18 protein-coding genes are annotated in these 20,242 nt (G+C 48.0%); 6 read left to right on the top strand and 12 right to left on the bottom strand.

The features are described 5' to 3' along the window. Positions 1-128: 128 nt before the first annotated feature. Together EOPP23_RS08880 and EOPP23_RS08875 are read left to right on the top strand one after the other, a co-directional pair. Positions 129-1,733, top strand: coding sequence for an alkaline phosphatase (locus EOPP23_RS08880; RefSeq protein WP_153765590.1), 1,605 nt, complete (start codon positions 129-131; stop codon positions 1,731-1,733). Positions 1,734-1,891: 158 nt separating this feature from the next. Further along, positions 1,892-2,434 carry a DUF3299 domain-containing protein gene (locus tag EOPP23_RS08875; RefSeq protein WP_153765589.1) on the top strand — a complete coding sequence of 181 codons (543 nt, stop codon included), beginning with the start codon at positions 1,892-1,894 and terminating at the stop codon, positions 2,432-2,434. A 16-nt stretch (positions 2,435-2,450) separates the two neighbouring features. On the opposite strand, the gene EOPP23_RS08870 is transcribed toward EOPP23_RS08875, so the two are convergent. The 6 genes from EOPP23_RS08870 to dksA form a co-directional block, all read right to left on the bottom strand. Next, positions 2,451-3,704 carry a sterol desaturase family protein gene (locus EOPP23_RS08870; RefSeq protein ID WP_370514722.1) on the bottom strand — a complete coding sequence of 418 codons (1,254 nt, stop codon included), beginning with the start codon at positions 3,702-3,704 and terminating at the stop codon, positions 2,451-2,453. A 75-nt stretch (positions 3,705-3,779) separates the two neighbouring features. Further along, positions 3,780-5,177 carry a sigma-54 dependent transcriptional regulator gene (locus tag EOPP23_RS08865; RefSeq protein ID WP_153765588.1) on the bottom strand — a complete coding sequence of 466 codons (1,398 nt, stop codon included), beginning with the start codon at positions 5,175-5,177 and terminating at the stop codon, positions 3,780-3,782. Continuing rightward, entirely contained in the window at positions 5,174-8,233 is a 3,060-nt protein-coding gene (locus tag EOPP23_RS08860; protein WP_153765587.1) for a sensor histidine kinase, read from the bottom strand. Before EOPP23_RS08860 ends, EOPP23_RS08865 begins: the two co-directional genes overlap by 4 nt. A gap of 343 nt (positions 8,234-8,576) precedes the next feature. Beyond that, a complete protein-coding gene (locus EOPP23_RS08855) occupies positions 8,577-9,377 on the bottom strand; it encodes a hypothetical protein (RefSeq protein WP_153765586.1) in 801 nt (266 codons plus the stop codon). A 176-nt stretch (positions 9,378-9,553) separates the two neighbouring features. Then, positions 9,554-10,453 (bottom strand): tRNA glutamyl-Q(34) synthetase GluQRS, encoded by a 900-nt coding sequence (gene gluQRS, locus EOPP23_RS08850; protein WP_153765585.1) that lies wholly within the window; start codon positions 10,451-10,453, stop codon positions 9,554-9,556. A gap of 143 nt (positions 10,454-10,596) precedes the next feature. Beyond that, positions 10,597-11,040, bottom strand: coding sequence for an RNA polymerase-binding protein DksA (gene dksA, locus EOPP23_RS08845; RefSeq protein WP_153765584.1), 444 nt, complete (start codon positions 11,038-11,040; stop codon positions 10,597-10,599). Positions 11,041-11,412: 372 nt separating this feature from the next. Here dksA and sfsA point away from each other — a divergent pair, with 372 nt between their 5' ends. The 3 genes from sfsA to EOPP23_RS08830 all read left to right on the top strand — a co-directional run bounded on the left by sfsA (position 11,413) and on the right by EOPP23_RS08830 (position 13,881). After that, complete coding sequence (gene sfsA, locus EOPP23_RS08840) at positions 11,413-12,144, top strand: DNA/RNA nuclease SfsA (protein ID WP_153765583.1); 732 nt, start codon at positions 11,413-11,415, stop codon at positions 12,142-12,144. 102 nt (positions 12,145-12,246) lie between these two features. Then, on the top strand, positions 12,247-13,332 hold the full coding sequence (locus tag EOPP23_RS08835) for a DegT/DnrJ/EryC1/StrS aminotransferase family protein (RefSeq protein ID WP_153765582.1): 1,086 nt from the start codon (positions 12,247-12,249) through the stop codon (positions 13,330-13,332). Positions 13,333-13,365: 33 nt separating this feature from the next. After that, positions 13,366-13,881 (top strand): HugZ family protein, encoded by a 516-nt coding sequence (locus EOPP23_RS08830; protein ID WP_153765581.1) that lies wholly within the window; start codon positions 13,366-13,368, stop codon positions 13,879-13,881. 43 nt (positions 13,882-13,924) lie between these two features. On the opposite strand, the gene EOPP23_RS08825 is transcribed toward EOPP23_RS08830, so the two are convergent. Beyond that, a complete protein-coding gene (locus tag EOPP23_RS08825; RefSeq protein ID WP_153765580.1) occupies positions 13,925-14,344 on the bottom strand; it encodes a globin family protein in 420 nt (139 codons plus the stop codon). Positions 14,345-14,559: 215 nt separating this feature from the next. Here EOPP23_RS08825 and yfcC point away from each other — a divergent pair, with 215 nt between their 5' ends. Next, positions 14,560-16,089, top strand: coding sequence for a putative basic amino acid antiporter YfcC (gene yfcC / locus EOPP23_RS08820; protein ID WP_153765579.1), 1,530 nt, complete (start codon positions 14,560-14,562; stop codon positions 16,087-16,089). Positions 16,090-16,340: 251 nt separating this feature from the next. Here the strand turns inward: yfcC and EOPP23_RS08815 are convergent, their stop codons facing one another. The 5 genes from EOPP23_RS08815 to EOPP23_RS08795 all read right to left on the bottom strand — a co-directional run bounded on the left by EOPP23_RS08815 (position 16,341) and on the right by EOPP23_RS08795 (position 20,238). After that, positions 16,341-17,126, bottom strand: coding sequence for a heme ABC transporter ATP-binding protein (locus tag EOPP23_RS08815; protein WP_153765578.1), 786 nt, complete (start codon positions 17,124-17,126; stop codon positions 16,341-16,343). Next, on the bottom strand, positions 17,126-18,190 hold the full coding sequence (locus tag EOPP23_RS08810) for an iron ABC transporter permease (RefSeq protein WP_153765577.1): 1,065 nt from the start codon (positions 18,188-18,190) through the stop codon (positions 17,126-17,128). The genes EOPP23_RS08815 and EOPP23_RS08810 overlap by 1 nt, the downstream gene beginning before the upstream one ends. Positions 18,191-18,251: 61 nt before the next feature. Further along, the gene (locus EOPP23_RS08805) at positions 18,252-19,097 is read right to left on the bottom strand and encodes a hemin ABC transporter substrate-binding protein (RefSeq protein WP_153765576.1); all 846 of its coding nucleotides are present in this window, start codon (positions 19,095-19,097) and stop codon (positions 18,252-18,254) included. Next, positions 19,094-19,522 carry a biopolymer transporter ExbD gene (locus tag EOPP23_RS08800; protein ID WP_153765575.1) on the bottom strand — a complete coding sequence of 143 codons (429 nt, stop codon included), beginning with the start codon at positions 19,520-19,522 and terminating at the stop codon, positions 19,094-19,096. The genes EOPP23_RS08805 and EOPP23_RS08800 overlap by 4 nt, the downstream gene beginning before the upstream one ends. Then, entirely contained in the window at positions 19,519-20,238 is a 720-nt protein-coding gene (locus EOPP23_RS08795; protein ID WP_153765574.1) for a MotA/TolQ/ExbB proton channel family protein, read from the bottom strand. The genes EOPP23_RS08800 and EOPP23_RS08795 overlap by 4 nt, the downstream gene beginning before the upstream one ends. Positions 20,239-20,242 lie beyond the last annotated feature (4 nt).

The following is a 20,242-nucleotide window of genomic DNA, read 5'->3' as shown; positions in this document are numbered from 1 at the left end:
ACCCGGTAGTTTCTTCAAGCCCTTGATACAAAACAATAAAAGCGACTATCGACGTCTTTTAAAGACGACAGTATATGTATAGTATTACGCTTCCAAAAATATAATGAATAAAATTTGTACAGGGCACTATGAAAACTAAAACGACCAAAGGTCTGGTTGTTGCCGGTGTGATGTCCGCATCGCTGGCAATGCCAATGACTGTTCAGGCAGCCGTTAAAAACGTCATCATGATGATTGGTGACGGCATGGGTGTTCAGCAGGTAGGTCTGCTGGAAACCTATGCTAACCGTGCTGAAAGCTCTCCTTATAACGGTGAGCCAACAGGTCTTGCCAAACTGGCTAAAGACGGCAAGATTGTTCTGTCACGCACCAGCCCTATTGATACTCTGGTGGTTGACTCTGCCTGCTCCGCTACTCAGCTGGCGATTGGTGAGCCAACGCTGTCTGAAGTTATCGGTATCGATAAAGACGGTAACCCGGTTCAAACTGTACTGGAACTTGCCAAGAGTCAGGGTAAGGCGACTGGCCTGATTTCTGATACTCGTATTACCCACGCAACGCCTGCTGCTTTTGCTGCTCACGTTGCTCACCGCAGCATGGAAAACGAAATTGCTGAACAAATGCTGGCAGCGGACGTTGACGTATTGTTGTCTGGTGGTGCCCGTCACTTCCTGCCTAAGTCTGTCAACGAGAAAGGCGACTGGTATGACCGTTACGTAAAACGTACCAAGGGTGCTTTCTCCATCAAGTCCAAGCGTAAGGACGACCGAGACCTGCTGAAAGAAGCAGATCGTGCCGGTTATCAGCTGGCCTATGACTGGAAGAAACTGAGACGTATCGAGGACGGCAAGGTTCTGGGTCTGTTTGCCAACTCTGCCATGTACAATGGTATTCAGTGGGAAGCTACCAAAGACACGCCTCGTGAGCGTACTCAGCCAACCCTGAAAGAAATGACCATGAAGGCACTGGACATTCTTTCCCAGGATGAAGACGGCTTCTTCCTGATGGTTGAAGGCGGTCTGATTGACTGGGCCGGTCATGAAAACGACGCTGGCACTATGCTGCACGAGATGTTGAAGTTTGATGAAACTATCAACTACGTATACGAGTGGGCTGCTCAGCGTAATGATACTCTGGTAGTTGTCACTGCTGACCATGAAACCGGTTCCTTTGGTTTCTCTTACAATGCAGTAGAAGTGCCTGATACTGACTTCAGCAAGCCTGGTTCAGCTTTTGAAGGTCTGGGCTACACACCTCAGTGGAACTTTGGTGATCTGTCCGTACTGGACAAGCTGGCTGCACAGACCAAGTCTCACGCCAACATCAACTATGAGTTTTTCGGTCTGCCTGCTGAAGAGCAGACTCCTGATCGCCTAGCTGCTCTGCTGAACGAACACAATGCGTTTGAAGTAACTCCAGAGATGGCTGAAAGCATCATGGAGACTGAAACCAATGAGTTCTTCAAGGAAAACCACAGCTACCTGAGCGCTGAAACAGTACCACTGATTAATGACTTCAAGTCATTCTATGTTTACGGCACAGAAAACCGTGCAGACCTGATCGGTCGTGTACTGAGCGAACAACAGCACACTGTATGGGGTACCGGTACTCACACAGATACACCAGTAGGCGTGTTTGTTTACGGTCCTAGGTCTGCCAAGAAGCAATTCAACGGCATCATGACTCACCCTGAAGTGGGTGCAGCTCTGAAGAAGATCGTTGCTAAACACTGATACCATGAATCAGTGATTTGAACATGCAAACAGCTGCCTTTGGGCGGCTGTTTGTTTATGTAGAATGGATAAGGAGCAGTTCCGAAATAGCTTTCCGAAGTAACTCGGGAAACAGGAATTTATTTCAGGACTGTTCTTAAGTAGAAGAGTACCGGATAGTGACGGGAAGATTACTGGCTGCAGTGTTACTGGTGGCTTCAACTGCGATACCTGTACAAGTGGCAACGGCTTCTGAAGTAACGAAGCAAGAACCTTTAGCCATCAACTGGAAGAGTCTGACACCGGATATTGATCCTGAAATCTACAAAAAATACCGAACAGGGAAGCTTTCTCAGACTGATTTAAGACTCTATATGGAGACTTTTCATAATACAGCTCGCACTGAGTTAGCAGGAAAGAATGTCGCTCTCACCGGGTATCTGCTGCCTCAAAACCTGCAGGAAAATGGCAAAAGCACAGAGTTTCTGTTTGTCAGAAAAATCACCAGCTGGAGCCATACTGACCAGGTGCTTAAGCCTAATCAGGCAACACTGGTTAATTACCCTGAAGGCCTTAAGTTCAATCAATCGACACAGGTTCGCTATCAGGTGACAGGGAAAATGAACGTAGGTGACTACACAGGCGACGATATTCGTTCTTTCTATAAGATTGAAGCGACGGATATTAAAGTTAAGCGTCGTCGCTTCAATGAGTATGACTAATCAGATCCAGAAAGTTTCAGAGAGCTTCCTGAACCTCTTCAGTAACCACCACGTCTCTGTTCATACCGGTAAAATGAATAATAAGAAGAGAAGGCAGAGCAATTGCCAGACCCACGATCAGTGGTAATGGACTGATCACCGGCTTCAGGCTGACTAGTATCAGCGCAGCAAGGCTGATACTGAATCTGGTCGTTTCCAGCTTTATCGTCTTCTGTGGTTTTTCCAGCAGCCAGCCAATCATTAACAAATTTAATGCAATCACGGCTATCGATAAAGTGTTCTGCCAGCCTGGAGTCAGGTGATAGGTTGCCATCAAACTGGTAGTTGCAATCATCAGAATAAAAAACTGAATGCCAGCGTAAATGGTGAGGCTATTGCTAACGACAGGGTTATAGTTCTTATAACCATGGATATCAGGAAACTTCATGGGCTTGGTAACATCGACTGGCCTGTAACCTGTCTTTCTAAACCAGAGTGTAAATTTTTCTTTCCAGCTTCCGGTTGCTTTCGCATCAGCCCATAGAGCCTGATAAATCTGAAAGTTTGCCCAGATGGGGTTCCAGCTTCGCAGGGGTTTCAGGGTTCCGTAACGAATAGGTTCGTACTCACCTTCATCCTGTTCTTCCTGAAAAGTACCGAAGATGCGATCCCAGATAATAAAAACACCACCGTAGTTTTTATCCAGATATTTTCTGTTTTTGGCGTGATGAACCCTGTGGTTTGAAGGCGTGACAAAGAACAACTCATACCAGCCCAGTTTTGGTACATGACGTGTATGAACCCAGAACTGATAGAGCAGATTTACCAGCCCAACAGTAAAGAAAACGATCGGTGGAATACCGATGATTGCGAGGGGAATATAAAAGATCCAGCCCAGCAGAAACTTGCTGCTGCTCTGCCTGAGGGCTGTTGTCAGGTTGTATTCTTCACTCTGGTGATGAATAACATGGGCAGCCCAGAGAATATTAATCTCATGGCCTTTTCTATGCCCCCAGTAAAAACAGAGATCATAGGCAAACCATGCCAGCAACCAGACCCACCAGTCTCCAGTGCTCAATTCAAAGATAGCGACGATTGAGAAGATAGTGGTGTAAATGGCGACTTCTATAACTTTGGTGAGAATACCGCTGGAGATGCTGAGCATGCCCATGCTCAGACTGTTAATAGAGTCATTCAGACGGTAGTAGTCTTTTTTCCTGAGGCGAGTGATGATGACTTCTATGAAAATCATAACCAGAAATACAGGAATGGCGTAAACGATGTAATCCACAGATGCGTTCCATAAGCAGTTGAGACTGCTTTGTTTTTATTGTTATTAGCATCTGTGTTGTATCACATAGGTTTGCTAGGCAGAAGCTTTTTTCCGTGGAATTCCCAGACGTTGGCGACGTTCCCAAAGCGTTTTGCGACTTATTCCCAGTTTTTGCGCCAGTTCGGTTTCTGTCATCTGGTCCTGATGCTCAAGAACAAAACGCTGGAAGTAGTCCTCCAGAGATAAGCCGTCCTGGTTTTCAACAACCGGATTGCTGCTGCCAGCATTGTCGGCAGCCGTTGTCGCGGAGGAAACTCGGAACATGGTGCTTTTGATCTGAACATCCAGATCCATGCCTTCCGGCATGATGATATCGTCGTCGCTGAGAATCACTGCCCTTTCAATGGCGTGCTCTAGCTCCCGGACATTGCCTGGCCACTGGTGCTGGCAAATAGCCGCCATGGCTTCCGGTGAGTAGGAGTAGGTTTCCCGCTCCATCTTTTCACAGATTCTTTCCAGCAGTTTTTCAGCCAGCATTAAGACATCATTACCGCGTTCACGGAGTGCCGGAATTCGTAACTCCACCACCTTGAGACGATAATAAAGGTCTTCACGGAAGTCACCGGTAGAAGAAAGCTTACGAAGGTTTCTGTGGGTTGCGGCAATCAGTCGTACATCCACTTTCAGTGAATGGACTGAGCCTACGCGACGAATCTCACCTTCCTGAAGTACACGCAAAAGACGAGCCTGAGCTTCCAGTGGCAATTCGCCAATTTCATCCAGAAACAAAGTTCCGCCGTTTGCGGCTTCGATCAGACCTGTGCGGGCTGCAGAAGCGCCGGTAAAAGAGCCTTTTTCATGACCGAACAGTTCAGATTCAATCAGGGTTTCAGGAATGGCTGCACAGTTTACCGATATCATCGGGCCATTGGCTCGACGACTGTTCTCGTGAATGGCCTTGGCGACCAGCTCTTTACCGGTTCCGGATTCGCCTTGAATCAGAACAGTGGCAGTGGTGGGTGCGACTTTCTTGATGCGTTTGAACAACAGGCGCATAGCATCACACTGTCCGAGAATGCCACTGAAGCCACTTTCAGGGCATTCCTCGATAGTATTGCTTTTATCGGGTGCTGCAGGCCTGCGTGACATGATTGCACTGATGCGATCGAGCATTTCAGCGTGATCAAACGGCTTGGCGATATAATCAACTGCACCCAGCTTCATGGTATCGACAGCAGAATTCATGCTGGCGTAACTGGTCATGATCAGTACCGGAATGCCTTCTGCAAGGCTAATCAGTTCAGTGCCCGGTGAGCCTGGTAAGCGCAGGTCACTGATGATCATGTCATAGTCTTTCAGGTTGTAGGACAGCTCTGCTTCGTGCACAGAACCGGCCTCGCTGACAGTGTATTCGCTGCGTGTCAGCAATCGACGAAGGGAAGCACGGATAATCTCCTCATCTTCGACGATCAGTATATTGCCACGGCTCATACGGTTTCCCCCTTTTGCTCCCACTGATCGTGGGGCGCGTAAGTCACGTCACCTTGCTGCTGCCTGATACTCTTTTTTTCAGCCTCTTCGTTTGCAAGGCTGTACGGTTCATAACGCGGCAGGGAAATGATAAATCGAGTGCCTCTCTCCAGCACTTTATCCACAGGGCTGACAATCTGAATGGAGCCGAAGTGTTCCTCGACAATATTCCAGGTCAGTGCCAGTCCGAGGCCAGTCCCCTTACCAGCCTCTTTTGTGGTGAAAAATGGTTCAAACAGGCGCTCCTGAATCACGGCTGGTATACCGTGACCCTGGTCTTCAACTTCGACGCTGACCGTATGCGGGGTTGCTGAGGTTCTTATTGTTATTGTGCTGCTTCCTGAACGCGCTGCGTTGTCTATCGAGGCGTCCACTGCATTGGTCAGCAGGTTGATAAAGACCTGCTGAAGTTTCTGCTGATCACCCGTCACACTGTGATCAGAATCACACAAATTCAGAAACCTGATATTGTCGCTCTTTCTGCCAAGTTGCAACAGGGTTATGGATTCCTGGGCACAGGCCTCAATGTTTACGGCTCCCAGCGTTGTTTTATCAGTTCGGTTCTGGCCATTGTGGGCGTAGCTCACCAGCGTATGAACAATGCGGGTGACTCGTTTGGTCTGGTCCAGAACCTGCCCTGCTACTTCGCGGGTTTCAGCTTCATCAGAAAGAGCTTTCAGCTCCTGGGCAAGGCAATCAATAGCGGTCACCGGGTTGCCGATTTCATGGGCCACACCAGCCGCCAGCTGGCCAATAGAAGCTAGACGTTCACTGTGAAACAGCTGATCTTCCATCACCTGATTTTCAGTGTGATCTTCCAGCAGCATAACGGTGTTACCACTGGTGCCGGATGCAGGCGCTTCAATGTTGGCTTTGTGGAGATTGAAGTAGCGTCTTCTGTCTTCTATCTCGACACTGTGTTTGAGCAAGTGTTGGTCTTTAATGGTAGAGAAATGCCCGAGGATTTTATTCCAGGGGGCCTGTATCTGTGCCAGAGGTGCGCCCAGCACATCCTGCGCTGTTATGCCGGTCAGCTCTTTCATTGCATGATTCCAGAGCATTACATCACCGTTGCTGTCGACAGAACAGAGCGCCATCGGCAAGTTATTCAAGGTATCTCTATGATAACGACGCAGACTATCCAGTTCACCGGCAAGACCGCTTAGCTGGCTGTGATAAGCCTCCAGTCTGGATTCCATAAAGTGGATATCCTGAGGCACATAACCTTTGTCCTTATCCCATGGCAGAAAGTTCTCAACAATTTCATGAGCAACCGTTGGCCCCATCAGACCGGACAGGTTTTTCTCAATCCTATCTCTCAGACGGACCAGAGAATGTGCACGGCTTTCATCTTCGCGCATATTCAGGTCTTTAAGCGCTCTGCTTACTTCCTGTCGTGCAACCAGGCTGCCCAGAGGTTTGCTGAGCATCTCATGGAAGTCGTAAGCGGATTTGGCTACCGGGATTTTGTGTTCTCGTCCGCCGGGATTTTCAACCTGACAAGCTGATGCCGCTGCTTTTTCTTCAGGGCTCATATTAGTCAGGGATGATATTGCGTAAATCAGCGTGGCGTTGACTGCCAGCGAGATCATGCCAAACAGATGCCATTGCTGATAAAGGTATGACGACATATCCGAAAACGATGGACTGTAAACGGTGATATCAATCATCTGGGGCAACATCATGGTCACCAGCCAGATACTGGTGCCTGCAATCAGGCCGGTAATAAATCCTATGCGATTAGCCTTCGGCCAATAAAGCACACAGAGCGCACCTGGAAGTAGTTGCAACGCACCCACGTAAGCAATAACGCCGAGATTGTAGAGTGCGTGCTGGGACTCCCAGAGCCGGTAAAAGCCGTAGGAAGCCATGATCAGAGTGGCAATCAGTAGTCGTTTAACCCAGGACAGCCAGCGATAGATGTTTATTTCCATCTGTCTGTGGGCTGGATAGTAAGGCAGCACCAGGTGATTCAGAATCATTGAAGACAGTGCCAGCGTCGTCACGATGGTCAGGCCACTGGCAGCCGCCAGACCACCTACGTAAGAAACAATGGTCAGCCAGGGCATATCCAGCGCATGACCAATCATCAGGGTGAAGTAATCCGCAGTGACCGGAGTGTCCAGCTTGATGCCGGCCCAGAGAATCAACAGAGTTGGCAGACTAAGCACCAGCAGAAACAGCGGCATTCCCCAGCTGGCGACATTCAACGATTGTCGACCACGGTTCTCGGCAAAGATCATATGGAACATATGAGGCATAACGATGGCAGAGGCGAAGAACATCAGCAGCATGGTTCGCCAGGGACCGTCTTCAACTGGCGTTTGCATTCCGGCTAGAGTTTCATTGTTGTTGGCCAGCCACTCTTCAACGCCGCTAAAGCCATTGAATACCTGAAACAGAATCACGCCACCCAGTGTCATCATCACCAGAAGCTTTACGATAGACTCCACCGCCATGGCGACAACCAGCCCTTGGTGTTGATCTCGGGCCGAGATATGTCGGGTACCAAAGAGAATGGCGAACAAGGTGACCATCATGCAGAAAACGATGGCCAAGGTTTTAGGGGAATATTCGTTACTGATCAGGTGAATACTGTCTGAGACGGCCTGAATCTGCAGGGATAGCAGAGGCATGCTGACCGTAAGCATCAGCACTGTGGCGAGTGTGCCAGCTAACGGACTTCGAAACCTGAACGCAAAAACATCGGCTAAAGAAGTGAGCTGATAAGTTCGGGTTATTCGCAATATGGGGCTGAGCAAGACGGGTGCAAGCAGAAAAGCACCACTGATACCAAAGTAATAAGCAAGAAAGACATAGCCGTGTTCGCTGGCTATACCAAGGCTGCCATAGTAAGCCCAGCTACTGGCGTAGACTCCGAGGGACAAAACATAGACCGCCGGATGGCGCACCACACTTTTGGGAATCCAGCCCTTTTCTGTTGCCCATGCAAAGAAGAACAACACTAAAAGATAGGCGACACTGACCAGCAGCAGGTCCTGCAGATCAAAGTTCATCGGATTCGCTCCTGGGCTGAAGTACAAAACCCGCAGCTATAACGATGAGCCAGAGAATCCAGGGCTGATACCAGTTATTTCCGGTGGTGATCCACCAACCCATAATGGCTGGAGAAAAAAGATAAATGCTGATGACCAGTAAGAGAACCAGACGATAAATGTACATGTAACGACAGTACTAATTTGAGCCGGACTGCCATGTTACCGACTGTAGCGATAAACCGCAAAGCTGAGGGTATTAATCGCTAGTAGGGTTGTGGTCAGAAGTCATAAGTTACTTGCCTGCCGAAAGCGGGCAAATAACTGTCGAGTACTTAATGGAGTGAGGTATAGCTCTTTGGTATTAAATGCCAGGAGGACTGTAAGTCACCCAGAACACCATATTGCCAGGGCAGTCATCACCAAGAATTTCATTCATCAATTCGTTGGCCTTAAGTTCGCCCATCTTTCTGATCCATTTGGGATCGTCCAGCTTTTCATTTAGAAACCAGCTTGGTAACGCGTTGATGCGTTCGTCGTAGTAGGCGAGAGGGAATTTAATGTCTCTGGGCAGGCGTTTTCTTTTGATGCTAAGTGCTGCATCACAACGCACTACCAGACTCTCTGCCACCTGTTTGCGTTTGCTGACATAGTTACCGGCCTCACGACGGTATTTGTCTTCGTAGGGCCCCATCAGCTCTTCATAACGGTTTTCTATGCAGTGGTCATAAGCACGGCTGATTTCGTCGTTCTTGTAACCCATGATTTTGCAGGCTTCCTTCACACGGGTACGGAATTCCTGACTGATCTGAACATACCAGGGGGCGTGAGGTCCCAGGATTTCCTGAGCTTCCTGATTGGCAACGAAGTAGAGGTTTTCATCGGGCGTGAAGCAGAGTGCAGCATCCTGAGCATTGACGGCATCGATCTTTTTCAGGTCAGGCTCTTTGCTGACTGCGGTTTCGCGCTCAAAGCGTGCTCTCTGACAGAACTCTGAGTCAGTGATATCAATAGCCGCATCGGGCATGGGATTTATTTTGTCAGGTGTGATCGCAGCACTGCTCTGTCCATAAGCGACAAGAGCCAGCATCAAAATGAATTTGAAGGCAGGTGTAATTTTATTGCGATCACTTTTGTGAAGAACTACTTTGCTGAAAACTGACATGTCCACTCCCTGGAAACATCGATCTCTACAGAGTTAAGTGTGTAGACACACGCAATCGGATATTAAATTGCTGTTTGCCCGGCGCAGGCGGGCAAACAGCTTCTGAATTCGTATGTCTGTGTACTTAATACTCTATGTATATCATTCCCTATGGTTTGGATAAAGCGACAGGGTTATTACAGCGATGTAAGAGGAACTTCCATTCGTGAAGCAATGGCGTTGAGTCGCCAGTTTTTGACTCCCCATTCAATGACGTCATTGATTGAACCTTCTGCCAGCTGTTTCTCAGGTTTTTGCCCCAAAGCGTTCAGAGCCTGTATCAATGCTGGAACGGGGTTATCCAGTGAAATAGCTGGCGCATGATTCTGCTTGCTGAGCTTTCCGCCATCATCGAGAGTTATGACAGGAAAGTGCCCATAAACCGGAGAACGCACTTCCATCATGGTTTGCAACGAGAGCTGCCAGGGTGTGGCGAAGAGAAGGTCAGAACCACGAATAACATGAGTTATACCCTGAAAAGCATCATCCACACAGACAGCCAGCTGGTAGGCATAAAGACCATCCTTGCGCTTAATAATAAAATCACCAAGATCGTTCAGGCTGGATGAGGTTGTTCCCTGAATAAGATCATTAAACGAGATAGCTGAACCCGGGCAGTGAACTCTCAACGAATGAGCTTTTTCTGTCTGATGTTGTCCACGACAGTTGCCGGGATAAACGCCATTGGTGCCACGAAGCTCTTTGCGGGTGCAGGTGCAGCAGTAGACCAGGTCTTTCTTTTGTAATTTTTCTATTGCCTGATCATAGGCTTCAGAGCGATTGCTCTGGTAGAGAACGTCTTCATCCCAATGCAGGCCATAAACTTCCAAAGCCTTGAGTATCAGGTCAGAAGCACCAGCCTGCTCTCGCGGTGGATCAATATCTTCCATTCGAACCAGCCATTTACCGTTATTTGCTCGAGCATCCAGATAGCTGGCCAGAGCAGCTACCAGAGAACCAAAGTGAAGTGGTCCTGATGGAGAAGGTGCAAAACGTCCTATGTAGCTAGAAGAGATGTAGCTGGAAGAATTAGTCATTGATTGTCAGAACAGGAGAGTGATGCATTTGATGATAATGGTTTTATCAGCGGAATGGTTGTTTCTGCCAGATACAACAAAGCCGCGCACATAAAATGTCGCGGCTTTTGTCGTAGGTCTTTCAGCAACAGATAGCTAAAAATTTAGCTGCCCAGTTGCTTTTCCTTGATCTCGGCCAGAGTCTTGCAGTCAATGCAAAGTGTTGCAGTTGGACGAGCTTCAAGACGACGAATACCGATTTCTACACCGCAGGAGTCGCAGAAGCCATAGTCTTCTTCTTCGATGCGGGTAAGAGTCTTGTCGATCTTGCGGATCAGCTTACGTTCACGGTCACGTGTACGCAGCTCCAGACTGAACTCTTCTTCCTGACTGGCACGGTCTGCCGGGTCCGGGAAATTGGCCGCTTCGTCCTGCATGTGGTTCACAGTACGGTCCACTTCTTCCATCAACTCTTGCTTCCACAGCTTGAGAATGTTGGTGAAGTGCACGACCTGGTCGTCGTTCATATACTCTTCGCCATCTTTCTCCACGTAAGGAGTGAATGAACGAAGCATGTTACTTTGATCGGCTTGTTTCTGTGCTGACATGATTACAGCCCCATCACCTTCTCTTCAATAGCCATGGCCTACAGCACAACATGGCTTTCCATCCGATGCCGGAATTGCCGGCCTCCCTGAAAGCTGAGGTCAACACTTCTAGGGTCAGTAAAAACGTCATTTACAACGCATGGTCTGAACCCTATGCCTCTTGCCTTCCTAATAGAAGCGGAGAAACTACCAAAACCAATGGCACACTGCCATAAAAAAATGATGCCCGCTTCTGGCGACAAGTGTTTACTCAGCTAAAGCGAGCCTTGATTTGTGGTTTTACACAAGTCATAACTCTCTGAGGAAACCGCTGTGCCGCTATCATAGAATGCAAATTTAGAATATCAACAACTGATTTAATGAAAATATAGAATGAACTTTGAAAAAAATCTGCAATTTGGGAAATTAATTTCTCGCTACAAGCGTTTCATGGCAGACGTTGAACTGGAAGATGGCAACCAGATCACCATCCACTGCCCCAATACAGGCTCAATGAAAAACTGCCTTTTTTCCGGTAAAAAAGTGTGGTTTCTGGATTCTGAAAACCCTAAACGTAAGTACCCTTGCACTTGGGAGTTAGCCGAAATTCCGGTTATGTTTGACGGTGAAGAAAAAATGACTCTGGCGGGGCTCAATACGGGCAGAGCGAATAAATTGGTTGAGGAAGCTCTCAGAGAAAAAAGAGTAGAGAGCCTGACAGAATATTCTGAAATCCGTCGAGAAGTGAAATACGGTGAGGAAAACAGCCGCATTGATTTTCTGCTTCAGCAGGAAGGGCTGCCGGACTGCTATGTGGAAGTGAAAAGCGTCACTCTGGCCATGGGAGATGGTCTTGGTTTGTTTCCTGATGCGGTTACCAGCCGTGGCACTAAACATTTGAGAGAGCTAACCAGTATTGTTGAAAATGGTGGCAGAGCTGTATTGCTCTTCTGTGTTCAACACACAGGCATAGACAGAGTCGCTGCAGCTGAAGAAATTGACCCGGTATACGCACAAGCTTTGAGGGATGCAGTCAAAGCCGGAGTAGAAGTGATCGCCATGGGCGCAGACATATCCACTGAAGCCATTAGCCTTGAACGGGTACTGCCTGTGCTGAACCTGTGATTTTCAATCAGGGCAGGCTTTGTGTAACAACTGTCAGCCATTAAGTCCGTTTTTTGGAAAGAGACTATCTTGAATTTTCTTATTCAGGTTTAGTTGTTGCCAATGAGCTGGAATCCAATGGTTGACCCGCAGGTTTTTGAGTCTGCGGGTCATTGCGAGCAAAAGAGTGAACAAGAAATTGAGCAGATCAGGCAATTTGAGCAGGAAGCTGCCCAATATCTTGGCGCTGATTACGCTGAGTTCTGTTCTGGTGAGCATGATTCGCTCGCGATGGTTTTAGCTGTTGCCGGTATAAGCTCTGGTGATGAAATCATTACAACGCCTTTTGCTTCGATCGTTACCACTGAAGCAATTCTGGAAGCTGGTGCTACTCCGGTTTTTGTGGATATTGAACCTGAGACGTTCAACCTCAATCCGCAATATTTGAACGCAGCCCTATCAGAAAAAACAAAAGCCATTCTGGTAGTTCATCAGTTTGGTTTGCCCGCCAGAATTCTGGAGATACAAGAATTTTGCCAGACGTATAACCTGACTCTAATAGAGGACAGTAGTCAGTCATTGGGTGCAGAAATAGCAGGAATTAAGACAGGCTGTTTTGGTGATTTTGGCTGTTTCAGATTTTGTTCAGGGGAGAATGAATTGAGGGGTTCTGGTGCTGGTTTGGTGATCACAAATAGCGATAAAAACAGAGTAAAACTGCAGCAATCTAGAACTCCGGATACAACGAATTCGTGCCAGAATAAGGTAGGTAATGATAATAATTACATGGATGAACGGAAGGCTTCTCAGTATAGATTCCTGCTGAAGTATCTGGATGAGAATAATCGACGAAGACTGAATGTTGCTCACTACTACAATGAAGCTTTGTCAGGACAGGAGCTCTTATTACCTTTCGGAGACGGGCATATATTCAGTCAGTATATGATTCAGGTAGACGACTGTGATTACCTTAAAAATCGATTAAACAGCGCAGGCATTGTTCAAGATGTTCACTATCCAGCAGCCCTGCATCATCCAGCCTTTAGAAATAGGAAATACAGAACTGTTGGTGAGTTATTCGCTGCTGAAACAGCCTCAAAACACTGCCTGTCCCTGCCGATTTATTCAGGCATGCCAGAAGCGGACTGTCGCCGGGTGGTATCAGTTATCAAAGAAGTACTGGGACAGACACTGATGGTTGAGGTATGATGTAAATGAGATTGATTAACATTAAGTCGCTAAATGGTTAAGAACACGATGGATCAGAACCAGCTCGATAGTTATGCAAAAGAATGTCAGAAGCTGGTTGATTCACATAAAACCCTGTCGCTTTCTACGTTGTCAGAATCCGGGCATCCGGAAATCAGCTATACGCCTTTTATCCGCAGTGAAGAAGGTGAGTTTTATATTTTTATCAGTGAACTGGCACACCACACGGCTAACCTTCTGTTGAACCCAAAGTGCTCTATTCTGTTCGCCGTACCTGAGTCTGAAACCAGAAACCTGTTTGCCAGAGAAAGAGCTTTCTTTAACTGTACGACAGAGGAAGTTGAAAGAGGCTGTGATGCTTTTAACGTTAGGCTGGATCAGTTTCAGGAAGCGTTTGGCAATACTGTTGAGTTGTTGAGAAGTATGTCGGATTTTCATCTGTTTAAACTGACACCGTTTAATGGCCAGTACACGGTAGGTTTTGGTAAGGCATTTACCATTAATAATGATGGCTCACTGACGCATATTGTGATTGATAAAAAGAAGTAGGAAGGAAGGTTCAGGGACAGAATCAGTCTCTGAACCTTTTTAATCAGGCTGGTACTTCACAACCACTCAGCATGGTGTCAGCCACAATAACGTAAGTGGCAGTCCAGGCTTCTTTTACTTCTTCTGTGAAGTCATCTCCCAGGCCCTGTTCAAGAGTCCACAGCAGAGCTTCTGCGACTGTCTGATAGTGTGAGGCTTCAACACCGTACTCTTCATGCTGCTTACCCATAGTTTTCAGGACAGGAACCAAAGCTTCCAGATTGGTCAGTGAAGCAACAGCTACACCCAGAGTCTTCATCAGTTTTGCACCCTGCTCACTGATATTGCCTTTGAACAGTGGGCGCAGAGCCGGATCCAGTTCAAAAAGACGGTTGTAAAAAAGCTCGGCAGCCTGTTGTGAAATCGGTGCTACCTTACTCCAGGAGTCAGTAACCAGCTGGATCTGCTTCTCTGTTAAAGACATGTCCCTACCTCATTTATGTCAGATGTTTATATGTTGTCGATGTCGTAGATACGTCAACTTCCAATAAACAGATTCATTTTATATGCATCTATTAAACAACAATTTATTTGTACAAAACGATTAACTGTTTAAGTGACTTCGGAATCTACTTCTAACTTTTTATTCAAAATATTGGTATTTTTATGCGTAACATTAAGTCTTGATAAGTAGTATTCATGAGTTCAACAACTGCTGAAGTTTATCAGGAAGAACAGACCAGTCGCTGGCAGATGCCGGACACACTGGTGTTGATCTTCATCATAGGGGCACTGGCTGTCCTGCTGACCTACTTGATTCCTGCGGGTTATTTTGATTCCCAGACCATTACCTACATGGTGGATGGTGTTGAGAAAAGCCGAACAGCTATAGACCCAACCTCATTCCAGTACGCAACCGATGAAGCCGGAAACCTGCTCTACAAATCCGTAGGCTTGTTTGAAAGCGGTGGCGGCATTGGCCTGATGAACTTTGTCTTTGAAGGTCTGGTGTCTGGCAGTAAGTGGGGCTCAGCCATCGGCGTTATCATGTTTATGCTGGTGATTGGTGGTGCTTTCGGCGTTGTGATGAGAACCGGCACTATCGACAACGGTATTCTGCGCCTGATCGATAAGACCAAAGGCAATGAAGCGCTGTTTATTCCAGCTCTATTTGCACTCTTCTCTCTGGGCGGTGCAGTCTTTGGCATGGGTGAGGAAGCCGTTGCTTTCGCTATTATCATTGCACCACTGATGGTGCGTCTGGGTTATGACGGTATTACTACCGTGATGGTGACGTATGTTGCGACCCAGATTGGTTTCGCAGCTTCCTGGATGAACCCATTCTCCGTAGCCGTTGCTCAGGGTATTGCCGGTGTTCCTGTATTGTCTGGAGCTGGTTTCCGTATCGCCATGTGGGTTGGTTTCACGATTATTGGCATTGTGTTTACCATGCTTTATGCCAGCAAGGTGAAAAAGAACCCTGAACTGTCTTTCAGTAAGAAAGGCGATGTTCACTTCAAAGAACTGGCGACAGAGCAGAAAGAATCCCGCTGGCACTTTGGTGATACCCTGGTGTTGTTGACCGTTGCTGCTACCACAGCATGGGTTGTCTGGGGCGTTGTGGTTCATGCCTGGTATCTGCCGGAGATTGCTTCCCAGTTCTTTACCATGGGTATTGTTGCTGGTGCGATCGCCGTAGTATTTCGTCTCAATAATATGACCGTGAACGACATTGCTGCTGCCTTTAAGGAAGGCGCTGGCACCATGCTGGCTCCTGCGCTGCTGGTAGGTGCTGCCAAAGGTGTGTTGCTGATTCTGGGTGGCGGTAAATCCGGTGACCCAAGTGTGCTGAACTCTCTGTTGAACAGTGCTGGTGGCGCTATCAGTGGCCTTCCAGAAGTAGTGGCAGCCTGGTTTATGTACGTGTTCCAGTCTGTGTTTAACTTCTTCGTGACTTCAGGCTCTGGTCAGGCAGCACTGACGATGCCTCTGATGGCACCTCTGGCAGACATCGCTGGCGTTACACGTCAGGTATCTGTTCTGGCTTTTCAGCTGGGTGACGGTTTCACAAACATCATCGTTCCGACGTCTGCTTCCCTGATGGCTACACTAGGCGTGTGTCGTATTGATTGGGGTGACTGGGCGAAGTTCTGCTGGCGCTTTATTGCTCTGCTGTTTGTACTTTCCAGTGTCATTGTGATTGGTGCGCAGATCAGTGGTTTTGCCTAAATAGATAATTCTGCAGATAAAGAATTGTTAGACCAATAACCCTCTGCCTCAAAGCAGGGGGTTATTTATTTAGCGTGAACTAAGAGGCTGTTTGAAAAGTATCTGTCCTACTGCGGTCACAGTAAATTGGTCTAAAAATGTGTTTTTGTTCGTCAAATAGCCAGCTATTCTCCTCTCAAAACCGCACTTTTATCCTCAATTTCCTGCAATCCTCGCTACGGACGATACTTATCAAACAGCCTCTAAAACAATCAGTTGTTAATAACCAGAGGGCACTGGTAAACCGGATGCTCGGCAATAGTGACATCGATATCAAAGATAGCATCAACAGTCTCTCTGGTCAGTGCTTCAGCCGGTGTCCCCTGAGCGGCAATAGCCCCTTCTTTCAGGATGACAAGACGGTCTGAATAGCGGGCTGCAAGATTCAGGTCATGAAGAATAACCAGTACCCCCATGCCCTGATCTGCCTGCTTTCGAGCCATTTTCAGGGTTAACTGCTGATGAGCCGGGTCAAGTGCTGACGTCGGTTCGTCCAGTAGCAGATAGCGTTTTCCCAGTTCGGACTCTGTCCAGATTTGAGACAGCACCCTTGCCATATGAACCCGCTGCTTTTCACCACCGGAAAGCGTTGTGTACTGACGGTCTTTCAGATGAAAACCATCCACTTCCTTCAAGGCTTTAGAAACAATATCCAGATTTTCCTGGTGATCCGATGTGCAGGGAATACGACCAAGTAGCACAACTTCTTCAACAGTAAATGGAAAGCTCAATGAAGACGACTGTGGCAGAACGCCCATCATCAAAGCCTGCTGGCTTAATGGCCAGTCGCTTCTGCCATTCAGCAGTACTTCACCTGTAGTAGGTTTTCGCTCACCACTGATGACTTTCAGCAGTGTACTTTTACCAGCACCGTTAGGGCCCAGCACTGTTACCACTTCGCCGGGGTTTACCTGAATACTGACGTCATCCAGTAGAGTTTTCCCATCGATATGTACGCTGGCATTGAGAACGTTCAGTGACTGATTGCTTACTGACATCAGGCAATCCTCTTGCGTTGTTGCCACAGCAGGGACATAAAGAATGGAGCTCCCATCAGGGAGGTAACAATACCAATAGGCAGTTCAGCAGGAGCTACGATGGTTCTGGATATCATATCTGCAGTCAGCAACAGCACTGCGCCCAGCATGGCTGAAGCAGGTAAAAGAGTTCGATGATCAGGGCCGACCATAAGACGAATCAGGTGCGGTACAACCAGTCCGACAAAACCGATGATACCTGCTACAGAGACTGACACGCCTACGGCAAGAGCAGTCACCAGAATAAGCTTCAGCTTGGTGCTCTGAACATTGATACCAAGATGACGGGCTTCCGATTCGCCCAACAGCATGGCGTTAAGCACCTGACCATAGCGACACAGGAAGAAGGTAACAGGGCCCAGAATAGAGAAGGCCAGAATAACCGAATTCCAGTTGGCTCCACCCAGACTACCCATCTGCCAGAAGGTCAGACTGCGTAGAGTGGTGTCGTCGGCAATATACGTCAGAATACCAAGACCTGCGCCGGTCAGGGCACCAATGGCAACACCGGCCAGCAGCATGGTGGCTACAGAAGTGCCGTTGCTGGTGGTGCCTACCTTGTAGACGATCCATGTTGTAAGAACGCCGCCAACAAATGCCAGCAATGAGACACCATAGTTCACTAACAGTGGCGAGGTCTGTTCGTAGAAAATAATACTGCCCAGAACAATCCCCACTCCGGCGCCCAGAGCTGCACCACTGGATACACCGATGATGCCTGGGTCTGCCAGAGGGTTTCTGAATAACCCCTGCATGGCAGCACCGGAGACCGCTAATGATGAACCGATGATGGCACCTAAAAGAGTTCGAGGTATTCTGATGGATTCAACAATCAGTTGGGTTTGAATAGCTACTTCGCTGCTTGTCAGACCAACCTTGTTAGCCAGAATCAGCAGAATCTCCATGGGGGAAATGGCTACCGGTCCGGTACCTATGGAAAGCAGCATGATGGTTGGCAATAGAATGGCCAGAGCCATCAATAGCAGAGCTGATTTACTGCGGGGGCTCTTGCTGGAGGACGTCATTCGTGTCTCATTTGTCAGTATATTAGCGAGGTTAAAGGCAGTGGCAGACTGCTTCTGTATATTAATGTTCTGTTTTATAAAACGCTCTTGCCAGGCGAAGAACGGTTTCACCGGTTCTGGGACCCAGGCCACCTAACAGAAGACGTCCATCAAGGTTTATAACTCTACGGTTTTTTCCTGCCGGTGTCTGTTTCAGCGCAGGCTGTATATCAAGCAGCTGGTCGACAGTGGTTCCCCGACCGCGATCCGAGAACAGAATAACATCAGGCGACATAGCCAGAAGCGCTTCTGTTGAAAGAGGCTTGTAACTGGTGAACTGTTTCTCTGCAGGGTTAACACCGCCCGCCATATTGATCAGGGCATTAGCACCGGTTTCACCGCCGGAAATGGAAGGTGAACGATTGCCCATGGCCAACAGGAAGATAACCTTCGGCTTCTTCTTGTCGGATGCGATCTCTTTTGCTTTGTTCAGGTCAGCTGAGATAGAACTCCAGAGAGCTTTGCCCTGCTCTTCACGACCCAGTAAATCAGCCAGAGCAGTAATACGCTCCTTAATGTTTTCAGCAGAATCTTTTACCGGGTAGGAAGCAATATCCAGCCCGGCCATTTCCAGCTGAGTGATCGTGGTATCAGGCCCCATATCGTTGGTGCCTACCAGAAGGTCTGGCTGTAGAGCCAGAATGCCTTCAGCAGACAGAGCCTTGTGATAACCCAGTTTTGGTAACTTATTTACTTCGTCTGGAAAGTTACTGGTGGAATCAACAGCAATAACCTGTTCACCGGCACCCAGTGTATAAATAATCTCGGTAATGCCGTTACCGGCAGAAATAATACGAGCGTCGTTTTTTTGCGCTGCCATCAGGGTCATGGGCAGGCAGGCAGCAACAGCCAGTAATAACTTCTTCATTGGGTGCTCTCCTCCATAAGGACTTGTGCAGCGGTAATTTTGTGTTTGCTGAAAAAGGCCATCAATTCAACCAGACGACCAAGTGGTGCTTCTTTGTCTCCGGCAACCAGTACAGTGGTCTCCGGAGCTTCTTTTACTTTCAACAATAGAGCTTTACTGAGGCTCTCAAAGTCATTGAACTTTTGCTCTTCCAGTGCCCACGGCTGGTTTTCAGCAAGAATGCTGACAGTCAGGGTTTTTGGTTCCTGAGACAGGCTGGCTTCTTCACGACTGGCTTCCGGCAGGTTGACTGGAAGGCTTAAGGTCTGGACGTTAGCGGTAAACAGCAGGAAGACCATGACAATAAAAACCACATCCAGCAGTGGCGTCAGGTCAGCAGCGGGAAACGCTGCGCTGGTTTCTTCGTCGGAGTTGATTCTGATCATGCTGCTACAGCTTCCGGGCAGCTACTCATTTCTGAAGCACCGCTCTCTTCTAAAGTGCCGGCTTCTGCCGTTGCTGAAAAGCCTTCGTCGTTCATACTCAGACCTTCCAGAAGAAGGTTGGCATGGTTCATGGCGAACTCCAGCTTGGACAGGTAATGATTTGCCCAGATACCAAAACCATGGGCAGCAGCCAGAGATGGAATAGCAATCATCAGACCCAGAGCGGTCGTGAACATGGCAGTCCAAAGACCCCCGGCAAGAACGTCAGGCGTAACTGGCCCCTGGACTTCAGCTATGCCGCGGAACATATCAATCAATCCAATCACTGTGCCAAGAAGGCCCAGCATAGGAGCCAGTATTCCAATCAGCATCAGCGGCTTTAACCAGGTGTTCAGCTTCTGCTTCTGTTTCAGTAGCCAGATGCCGGCTACCTCTTCTCTTAATTCCTTACCACTGTCGTTATGGCTCAACAAAACGGCAATGCCCTTGCGAATGCCTTTGCCTTTTACAAGGTTTTTGCACAGATTGTTTTTACTGTTGCGGCAATGGGAGCAGCCTCTGACTTCGGCCAGAACAGCGCTCATGCTCGTACGACTGAGTGAAGGTAATAAGGCAAAGCTGATCAGCCTTTCCAGAATCAGTGCCATACTGAAGCAGGAAGCAATGATCAGTGGCCAGCCCATCAGGCCCAGTGATTCTATGTGTTCCAGTAACATGTGA

Origin of the sequence: Endozoicomonas sp. OPT23 (genome assembly GCF_009653635.1) — a bacterium.
Classification (GTDB): Bacteria; Pseudomonadota; Gammaproteobacteria; order Pseudomonadales; family Endozoicomonadaceae; genus Endozoicomonas_A.
Note: the sequence above shows the minus strand (reverse complement) of the source record. Positions and strands in the feature narration are given on the sequence as shown.